General features: G+C 71.3%; 6 protein-coding genes and 1 pseudogene. 4 read left to right on the forward strand and 3 right to left on the reverse strand.

Annotated features, from left to right (window positions below; all coding sequences use genetic code 11):
• Nucleotides 1-685 (reverse strand): ATP-binding protein (locus AC6EI8_RS20830; RefSeq protein ID WP_498382759.1); only part of this gene is annotated, 685 nt, incomplete at its 3' end.
• An 18-nt stretch (nt 686-703) separates the two neighbouring features.
• Complete coding sequence (locus tag AC6EI8_RS20835) at nt 704-1,315, reverse strand: type 1 glutamine amidotransferase domain-containing protein (RefSeq protein ID WP_149316293.1); 612 nt, start codon at nt 1,313-1,315, stop codon at nt 704-706.
• A 325-nt stretch (nt 1,316-1,640) separates the two neighbouring features.
• Here AC6EI8_RS20835 and AC6EI8_RS20840 point away from each other — a divergent pair, with 325 nt between their 5' ends.
• The 4 genes and pseudogenes from AC6EI8_RS20840 to pdeM all read left to right on the forward strand — a co-directional run bounded on the left by AC6EI8_RS20840 (nt 1,641) and on the right by pdeM (nt 8,111).
• The gene (locus AC6EI8_RS20840) at nt 1,641-2,813 is read left to right on the forward strand and encodes a ligase-associated DNA damage response exonuclease (protein WP_150082468.1); all 1,173 of its coding nucleotides are present in this window, start codon (nt 1,641-1,643) and stop codon (nt 2,811-2,813) included.
• A pseudogene (locus tag AC6EI8_RS20845) lies at nt 2,810-4,492 on the forward strand (ATP-dependent DNA ligase); the annotation flags it as partial. The gene AC6EI8_RS20840 and the pseudogene AC6EI8_RS20845, both read left to right, overlap by 4 nt.
• Before the next feature lie 128 nt (nt 4,493-4,620).
• The gene (locus AC6EI8_RS20850) at nt 4,621-7,350 is read left to right on the forward strand and encodes a ligase-associated DNA damage response DEXH box helicase (protein ID WP_498382760.1); all 2,730 of its coding nucleotides are present in this window, start codon (nt 4,621-4,623) and stop codon (nt 7,348-7,350) included.
• 104 nt (nt 7,351-7,454) lie between these two features.
• Nucleotides 7,455-8,111, forward strand: a complete 657-nt coding sequence (gene pdeM, locus AC6EI8_RS20855; RefSeq protein ID WP_226106166.1) for a ligase-associated DNA damage response endonuclease PdeM — start codon at nt 7,455-7,457, stop codon at nt 8,109-8,111.
• Nucleotides 8,112-8,247: 136 nt separating this feature from the next.
• Here pdeM and AC6EI8_RS20860 read toward each other — a convergent pair.
• On the reverse strand, nt 8,248-9,096 hold an 849-nt coding region (locus AC6EI8_RS20860), incomplete at its 5' end, for an efflux transporter outer membrane subunit (protein WP_498382761.1).

Here is a 9,096-nt window from a genome sequence, read left to right on the forward strand (position 1 = left end):
CGAAGCCCTGCAGCGCGGCGACCCGGCGCGCCGCTTCGGCGCCGCGTCCCAGGCCCAGCACCACGGTCGACAGCCCTCGTGCCGAATGGATGTTGAGTCCGCCCGGCGCGGCATCGCCGTCGGCCGGCGCCCACACGACGCCCACCGCCACGGCCGGCAGAGACACCGGGCCGGGGCGATCGGCCGGGGACAGCGTCATGCGAATCACCGAGCCGGCGGGGCTGTCGTAGCGGTCCAGCGCGGTCACCAGTTCATACAGCTCGGCCAGCCTGCCGGCCGCGCGGGTGCGTCCGTGACTGCCATCCCCGCCGCGCGGGGCATCGGGCCGATCGGACCCATCGGGCGTATCGGACGCATCGGGCGTATCGGACGCATCGGGCGTATCGGACGCATCGGAGGTATCGGACACATCGGACACATCGGACGCTTTGGCGGAACGGGGCAGGTCGACGGCCAGGATCTCGACCTGCGGCGCGGCGGCCCCCGTTACCTCCTCCTGCAGCGGCCGCAGATGCAGCACGCCGCCGCCGGCGTGATCCAGCATGCCGGTGGCCGCCGCGACCGCCGCGCGGCCGAGCCGCTCGGTGGCGATTTCGCCGAAGCCGCAGCGCACCGCCAGTTCGGTGGCCGCGTCATGCGCGTTCGCGAGATCGCCGGTCGCGTTGATGGCGATACGAGTCTGCATGGCCGTGTGCCGGGGCGATCAGGCCTGGCCGGCGCGGGCCTCGCTGCCCTGCGCGGTGCGTTTGCCCAGCTCGGCGAACAGCGCGACGATCTCCTGGTTGAACGCGGGGATATCGTCCGGCTTGCGGCTGCTGACCCAGTTGCCGTCGCGCACGACCTCGCGGTCCACCCATTCGCCGCCCGCGTTGCGGATATCGTCGGCCAGCGAGGGCCAGCTGGTCAGCGTGCGGCCCTTGACCAGCCCCGCGGATACCAGCAGCCACGGGCCATGGCAGATCACCGCGATCGGCTTGCCGTCGTCCTGCATCTTCTTGACGAAGCGCTGCGCCGCGGGGTCCATGCGCAGCGCATCGGCGTTCATGGTGCCGCCGGGCAGCACCACGCCGTCGAAGTCGTCGGGATGGGCGTCGGCCAGCGTCGCCTGCACGCCGAAGCGGTCGGCCTTCTTGTCGTGCTGGGCGCCCTGCACCTCGCCATCGTGCGGGGCAACGATCACGGTTTCGGCGCCGGCCTGCTGCAAGGCCTGGCGCGGGCCGGTCAGTTCGACCTGCTCGAACAGGTCGGTGACGAGGAAGGCGATGCGCTTGCCCGTCAGGGGATGATTGGCGTCGGGGGACGTATTGCGGTTCATCTTGCGGTCCTCGTTGCACAGGGAAGTTGCTACGTCGATGCGTCGATGCGAACGCGTCGATACGGAAGCGGACCGGCACGACCTTGTAGCTTTTGCGGCAGGCGGTAAAAAAAGCGCTCGCCGCCGCGCCGCGGGTCTTGCGGGAAGGCGGCGTCCGTGTCCACTTCGGTCCATAGCGGCAAGAAGCGTGCCCCCGCAATTTGGCGCCGCGCCGCGTCGGCCTAAGCCCGATGGGCCGGCGGCGGCCGCTGGCATACCATCGTTGTATCGATGTGCCTGCCGATGGACCCATCGGCCACGCCATCGCAGCCGGAGTCCGCCTTCCATGGACCTTGTCGTAGCGCGGCCCGAGGGCCTGTACTGCCCGCCGGGCGACTTCCATATCGACCCGTGGCGCCCCGTCGCGCGGGCCGTCATCACGCACGCCCATTCCGACCATGCGCGCGCCGGCAGCGGCCGCTATCTGTGCGCGGCGCCGGGGCGCGGCGTGCTGCTGTCGCGCCTGCCCGATATCCATCTGGACAGCCTCGACTATGGCGAGGCCGTGGTGCACAACGGCGTTCGCATCAGCCTGCATCCGGCCGGACACGTGCTGGGCTCGGCCCAGGTCCGGCTCGAATACGGCGGCCAGGTGTGGGTCGCATCGGGCGACTACAAGCTCGCGCACGACGGCACCTGCGCACCGTTCGAGCCGGTTCGCTGCGATACCTTCATCACCGAGAGCACGTTCGGCCTGCCGATCTATCGCTGGCAGTCGCAGGCCGAGCTGATGACGCAGATCCTGTCGTGGTGGCGCGCCAATGCCGAACAGGGGCGGGCCAGCGTGCTGTACTGCTACGCCTTCGGCAAGGCGCAGCGCATCCTGCATGGGCTGATGACGCAGGCCGGCGAAGCGGGGCTGCCGGGGCCGATCGTCGAGCACGGCGCGATGACGGCGCTGAACCGGGCCTATGCGGCGGCCGGCGTGGCGTTGCCGGCGACGGTGCATGCCTCCGAGTTGCCGCCGCGCAGTCCGTTGCTGCGCCAGGCGCTGGTGATCGCGCCGCCGTCGGCGCAGCGCTCGCCGTGGCTGCGCCGCTTCGGCGATGCCTCGCAGGCCTTCGCCAGCGGATGGATGCGCATTCGCGGCACGCGCCGGCGGCGCGGCGTCGATCGCGGTTTCGTGATCTCCGATCATGCCGACTGGCCCGGCCTGCATGCGGCGATCGAGGCGACCGGGGCCGAGCGCGTGTTCGTCACCCATGGCTATGTGCACGCGATGGTGCGCTATCTGTGCGAGCGCGGGCTGCAGGCGCAGGGCTTCGAGACGCAGTACGGCGACGAGGAAGACCACGACCGCGACGAGCCGGACAGCGAGGCCTTGGCAGAGGCGGATGCGCAGGCCGACGCCAAGACCGACGCCGCTGCCTCGGCCCCCGCCGCGGCCGCGGCTGGGCCGACCGATGACAAGGCCGGCCCGGCCATCCCCTCCGCCATCGACCCGCGGGACGCATCATGAAGGCCTTCGCCGAGCTGTACGCCGCGCTCGACGCCACCACCTCGAACAACGCGAAGCTGGCGGCGCTGCGCGCCTACCTGCAGGCCGCGCCGCCGGCCGATGCCGCCTGGGCGGTCTATTTCCTCGCCGGCGGCAAGCCGCGCCAGATGGTGCCGGTGGCGATGCTGCGCACGCTGGCCGAGCAGGCGGCGCGGCTGCCGACCTGGCTGTTCGAGGAGAGCTACCAGGCCGTCGGCGACCTGGCCGAGACCATCGCCTTGCTGCTGCCCGAGTCCGAGCATGCCGACGACGCGGGCCTGGCGGAGTGGGTCGAACAGCGGCTGCTGCCATTGCGTGGCCTGCCGCCCGACGTCCTGCTGCCCAGGCTCGATGCACTATGGCGGCCGCTCGACGCGCAGGCGCGGCTGGTGCTGTTCAAGCTGATCACCGGCGCCTTCCGCGTCGGCGTTTCGCGGCTGCTGGTCACCCGCGCGCTCGGCGAGGTGGCCGGCATCGATCCGAAGCGCGTGGCCGAACGGATGGTCGGCTATACCGATATCTCGGCGCGGCCCGATGCCGAGCACTATCTGGCGCTGATCGCCCCCGACGGTGGCGGCGAGCACGGCGAGCACGGCGAGGGCGCCGGCGATGGGACCAACGTCCCGCGCAGCCGAGGCGGGCAGCCGTATCCGTTCTTTCTGGCCCATCCGCTGCAGGCGCCGCTGGAACAGTTCGACGCGGTGCTGGGTCCGGTCTCGCAATGGCAGGTCGAATGGAAGTGGGACGGCATCCGCGCACAGATCGTGCGGCGCGATGGCCAGACCTGGATCTGGTCGCGCGGCGAGGACCTGATCACCGAGCGCTTCCCCGAACTGGCCGAGGCCGCCGCGCCGTTGCCGGACGGCACCGTGATCGACGGCGAGATCGTGGTCTGGCGCGACGAGCGGGTGCAGCCGTTCGCCTTGCTGCAGCAGCGCATCGGCCGCAAGAACCTGGGCGCGAAGCTGCTGCGCGACGCGCCGGCGGTGCTGCTCGCCTACGACCTGCTCGAATGGCAGGGCGAGGACTGGCGCCGGCGGGCGCAGGGCGAGCGCCGCATCGCGCTCGAGAGCGTGCTCGCCGTGCATCGGCATCCGGCGCTGCGGGCGAGTCCCCTGGTGCAGGCGGACGACTGGCCAGGGTACGCGGTGCTGCGCGAATCGTCGCGCGAGCTCGGCGTCGAGGGCTTCATGCTGAAGGCGCTCGATGCCGCCTACGGCGCGGGCCGGACCAAGGATGTCGGCGTCTGGTGGAAATGGAAGATCGATCCGTACGCGGTCGATGCGGTGCTGATCTACGCGCAGCGCGGCCACGGCCGTCGCGCCAGCCTGTACACCGACTTCACCTTCGCGGTATGGAGCGCGCCCCCGGGCACCGAGGGCCGGGTGCTGGTGCCGTTCGCCAAGGCCTACTCGGGCCTGACCGACCAGGAGATGCGGCAGGTCGATGCGATCGTGCGGCGGACCACCATCGAGACCTTCGGGCCGGTGCGCAGCGTCGAGCCGACCCAGGTGTTCGAGCTCGGCTTCGAGGGCATCGCCCGCAGCAGCCGCCACAAGAGCGGCATCGCGGTGCGCTTTCCGCGCATGCTGCGCTGGCGTACCGACAAGACGATCGAGGAGGCCGACACGCTGCAGACGCTGCAGGGCATGCTGCCCTCCGCAGAGCGCGGCGAACGCGCAGAACGTGCCGAACGTGCCGAGCGTGCCGAGCGTGATGAACGCGATCAGCGAGATCAGCGCAATCAGCGCGACGACCGCGGCAAACGCGGCAAGCGCGGGGAGGCCGCATGAGCGCGCGCGCGGCGGATGCGCTGGCCTCGACCCCGGCGCCGCTGGCGCAGGTGCTGCCGCAATGGTTCGCGCAACGCGGCTGGCAGCCGTTTCCGTTCCAGCGCCAGGTGTGGCAGGCGATCGCCGCCGGCCGCAGCGGCCTCGTGCATGCGACCACCGGCACCGGCAAGACCTACGCGGCCTGGCTCGGCGCGCTGCTGCGCCATGGCGAGCCGGCGGCGCAGTCTTCCATTGCACCGCCGTTGACCGTGCTGTGGCTGACGCCGATGCGCGCGCTCGCCGCCGATACCGCGCGTGCCCTGCAGGCGCCGCTGGCCGATCTCGGACTGAACTGGACCGTCGGCCTGCGCACCGGCGACACTGGCAGCAGCGAGCGCGCCGCGCAAGCACGACGGCTGCCGACCGCGCTGGTGACCACGCCGGAGAGCCTGTCGCTGCTGCTGACACGCGCCGATGCCAAGGAAGCGCTGGGCCGCGTGCGCATGGTGGTGGTCGACGAATGGCACGAGCTGATCGGCAACAAGCGCGGCGTGCAGGTGCAGCTGGCGCTGGCACGGCTGCGCCGCTGGTGTCCCGAGCTGGTGGTCTGGGGTTTGTCGGCCACGCTCGGCAATCTCGACCATGCCAGCGAGGTGCTGCTGTCGGGCACGCCGGCCGAGCGGCGCGAGCTGGTGCGAGGCAAGATCCCCAAGCAGCTGATCGTCGATACGCTGCTGCCCGATGCGGCGGGGCGCTTTCCGTGGGCGGGGCATCTGGGCCTGTCGATGCTGCCGCATGTGGTGCGCGAGATCGATGGCAGCAGCACCACGCTGGTCTTCCTGAACACCCGCTCGCAGGCCGAGCGCTGGTATCTGGCGCTGCTCGAGGCGCGGCCGGACTGGGCGGGACAGCTGGCGCTGCATCACGGCTCGCTCGACCGCGACGTGCGCGATTGGGTCGAGGCGGGACTGAAGACCGGCACGCTGAAGGCGGTGGTCTGCACCTCCAGCCTCGACCTGGGCGTCGATTTCCTGCCGGTCGAGCGCGTGCTGCAGGTCGGCTCGCCGAAGGGCGTGGCGCGGCTGCTGCAGCGTGCGGGTCGCTCGGGCCATGCGCCGGGCCGGCCGTCGCGGGTGACCATCGTGCCGACCCACAGCCTCGAACTGGTCGAAGCGGTGGCGGCGCGCCATGCGGTCATGGCCGGACGCATCGAAGCGCGCGAGTCGCCGGACAAGCCGCTCGACGTGCTGGTCCAGCATCTGGTCACGGTCGCGCTGGGCGGCGGCTTCGTTCCCGACGCGCTGCTCGACGAGGTGCGCGGCGCCTATGCCTACCGCACGCTGACCGACGCCGAATGGCAGTGGTGCCTCGACTTCGTGCGGCAGGGTGGCAGCAGCCTGTCGGCCTATCCGGACTACCGGCGCGTGCAGCCCGACGAGCAGGGCGTCTGGCGCGTGCCGGACGTCCGCCTTGCCCGCCGCCATCGGATGAGCGTCGGCACCATCGTCAGCGATGCGACGATGCAGGTGCGCTACTGGAGTCGCGCGGGACGCGGCGGCGCCTCCCTCGGCACGGTCGAGGAGGGCTTTATCGCGCGGCTGTCGCCGGGCGACTGCTTCCTGTTCGGCGGCCGGCTGCTCGAGTTGGTGCGCGTGCAGGAGATGACCGCCTATGTCCGGCGCGCCGACAAGGGCCGGCCCGTGGTGCCGCGCTGGAACGGGGGGCGGATGCCGCTGTCGACCGAACTGGCCGACGCGGTCGTCGCCACGCTTGAGGATGCCGCCGCGCAAAGGCTCGATCCCGCGGATACGCCGGAGCTGCCGTTGATCCAGCCGCTGGTTGAACTGCAGCAGCGCTGGTCGGCCCTGCCGACGCGCACCACGCTGCTGGCCGAGACGCTGAACTCGCGCGAGGGCTCGCATCTGTTCCTGTATCCCTTTGCCGGGCGCTCCGTGCATCTCGGCCTGGGCAGCCTGCTGGCGTGGCGGCTCGGCTCGCAGTTGCCGACGACGATCTCGGTTGCCGTCAACGACTACGGACTGGAACTGTTGTCGGCCGCGCCGCTCGACTGGGCGCACTGGCTGCCGCTGGTGCTGGCGCAGGAACGGCAGCGCGATCTGGTCGCCGACGTGCTGGCCAGCCTCAATGCCGGCGAGCTGTCGCTGCGGCGCTTTCGCGAGATCGCGCGGGTGTCGGGGCTGGTGTTCCAGGGCTATCCCGGCGCGCACAAGAGCGCGCGGCAGCTGCAGGCCTCGTCGAGCCTGTTCTACGAGGTGTTTCGCAAGCACGATCCCGAAAACCTGCTGCTGGGCCAGGCCGAGCGCGAGGTCCTGAACCAGGAACTGGATGCCGCGCGGCTGTCGCGCACGCTGGACCGGCTGGCGGGGCTGCGGCTGGATCTGCGCGTGCTGAAGCGGCCGACGCCGCTGTCGTTTCCGCTGATCGTCGAATTCCTGCGCGAGAAGTTGAGCACCGAGAAGCTCGCCGACCGCATCGCGCGGATGCTGGCCGAGCTCGAACGGGCCGCGGGGCCGGAGGGCGAGGGCGCCAGCGAGGGCGTTGGCATGTCGGTGCCGGTGGAAGAGCCGCCGGCAGATCGCGTCGCGGAGATCGCGCGCTTCGGCATGGCCGATCATGCCGGGTCGTCGTCGCGGTCGTCCTCGTCCTCGTCTTCGTCTTCGTCTTCTTCGTCGTCTTCGCGCCGTCGGCGCCCGCGCAAGATCTCGAAGCCGCTGCCGCCGCTGTGAGTCCCCCGATGTCGCTTGCTTCTTCGTCGTCTTCGTCGTCTTCGTCCGCTCGCTCGTCGTCCCCCTTGTCCGCGCCCTCGCCCGCATCTTCCTCCGCGCGCCGGGTGGAAGTCGCGGGCGAGACGCTGTGGCTGCTGCCCGAGCGCGCGGTCTGGTGGCCGGCCGCGTCGATGCTGCTGGTCGCCGACGTGCATTTCGGCAAGGCCGCGGCCTATCGCGCGCTTGGCCAGCCGGTGCCGGCCGGCACCACGCGCGACAACCTCGCGCGGCTGTCGGACCTTGCGGCTCGTTATCCGGCGCGTGAGCTGGTCTTTCTCGGCGACTTCCTGCATGCCCGCGCGAGCCGAACGCCGGCGGTGCTGGCCGCGCTGGCCGACTGGCGCGCCGGCCTGCAATCCGCGGTGCAACCGGGGCTGCGATGCACGCTGGTACGCGGCAATCACGATGCGCGCGCCGGCGATCCGCCGCCCTCGCTCGACATCGCGGTGGTCTCGGAACCGTGGCGGCGCGGGCCGTTCGCGCTGTGCCATCTGCCGGGCGCGGCCAACGGGGGCTACGAACTGGCCGGGCATCTGCATCCGGCTTATACCTTGCGGGCGGGCTCGGATTCGGTCCGCCTGCCGTGCTTCGTCTTCGATGCGGATGCCGGCATCCTGCCGGCGTTCGGTGCCTTTACCGGCCACGCTCCGGTCAGGCGCGCGCCGCAGCGGCGCGTCTATGTGATCGGCGACGGCCGCGTGTGGGCGGTGCCGGCGCGGTAGTGTCGCGTGGCGCGGAGCCGCGCAGAGGCGTTTTACCGCTCGCTGCGTACCGCTCACCGCGTACCGCTCACAGCTCACAGCTTACGGCTTACGGCTTACGGCTTACGGCTTACGGCTTCCAATTACCGCTTACTGCTCACCGTGGCCACGTCCAGCCGCCCCCCATCGCCTGGTACAGGGCCACGCTGGCATTGAGCCAATCCGCATGCGCCTGGATCAGGTTCAGCTCCGCGCTCAGCAGTCCGCGCTGCGCATCGAGCTGCTCCAGGTACGGCGAATAGCCGGCGCGATAGCGATTGGTTGCGTGACGCAGCGCGGCCGCGAGCGCTTCGCGCTGTTGGCCCAGATGAAGGACCTGTGCTTCGAGCTGACGCAACGCGGCGAGATTGTCGTTGACCTCGCGGAAGGCGGTCAGCGCGGCGCGGCGGTACGCGAAGGCAGCCTGATCGCGCTGTGCCGTCGCAACCTGTGCGCCGGCCTCGATGCGGCCGCCCTCGAACAGCGGTGCCAGGATGCTGCCGCCGAGCGACCAGATACGGACCGGGTTGGCCACGCCGCTGGCGTACAGCAGACCCGCGGAACCGGACAGGTGCAGCTGCGGCAGGAAGGCCTTGCGCGCGGCGCTCAGGTTGGCATCGGTCGCGGCAAGCTGGAATTCGGCCTGCGCGATATCCGGGCGGCGCCGCAGCAGGTCGGCGGGCAGGCCATCGGGCACGGGCGGCGGCCGCAGTGCGGACAGCGCGGCGCCGCGCGCGATCCCGCCCGACGGCGATTCGCCGATCAGCAGCAGCAAGGCGTTCTCCTGTCGTGCGACCGCCAGCTCGGCCTGCGGCACCGCCTGCGCGGTGGACTCGTATTCGGCGCGCGCCTGCGCGAACTCCAGTTGCGAGGTGTAGCCCGCATCGGCACGGCGCCGCGCCAGCCGCAAGGCGTCCTCGCGCGCCGCCAGCGTCTGCCGTACCACGGCGAGCTGGGCATCGAGGGC

It is taken from the genome of Cupriavidus sp. R6-3 (assembly GCF_059772245.1).

What these genes read in the sequence shown, in the direction of transcription:
- AC6EI8_RS20835 (WP_149316293.1), bottom strand. Translation starts at nt 1,315, where the DNA reads ATGAACCGCAATACGTCCCCCGACGCCAATCATCCCCTGACGGGCAAG.
- AC6EI8_RS20850 (WP_498382760.1), top strand. Translation starts at nt 4,621, where the DNA reads ATGAGCGCGCGCGCGGCGGATGCGCTGGCCTCGACCCCGGCGCCGCTG.
- AC6EI8_RS20840 (WP_150082468.1), top strand. Translation starts at nt 1,641, where the DNA reads ATGGACCTTGTCGTAGCGCGGCCCGAGGGCCTGTACTGCCCGCCGGGC.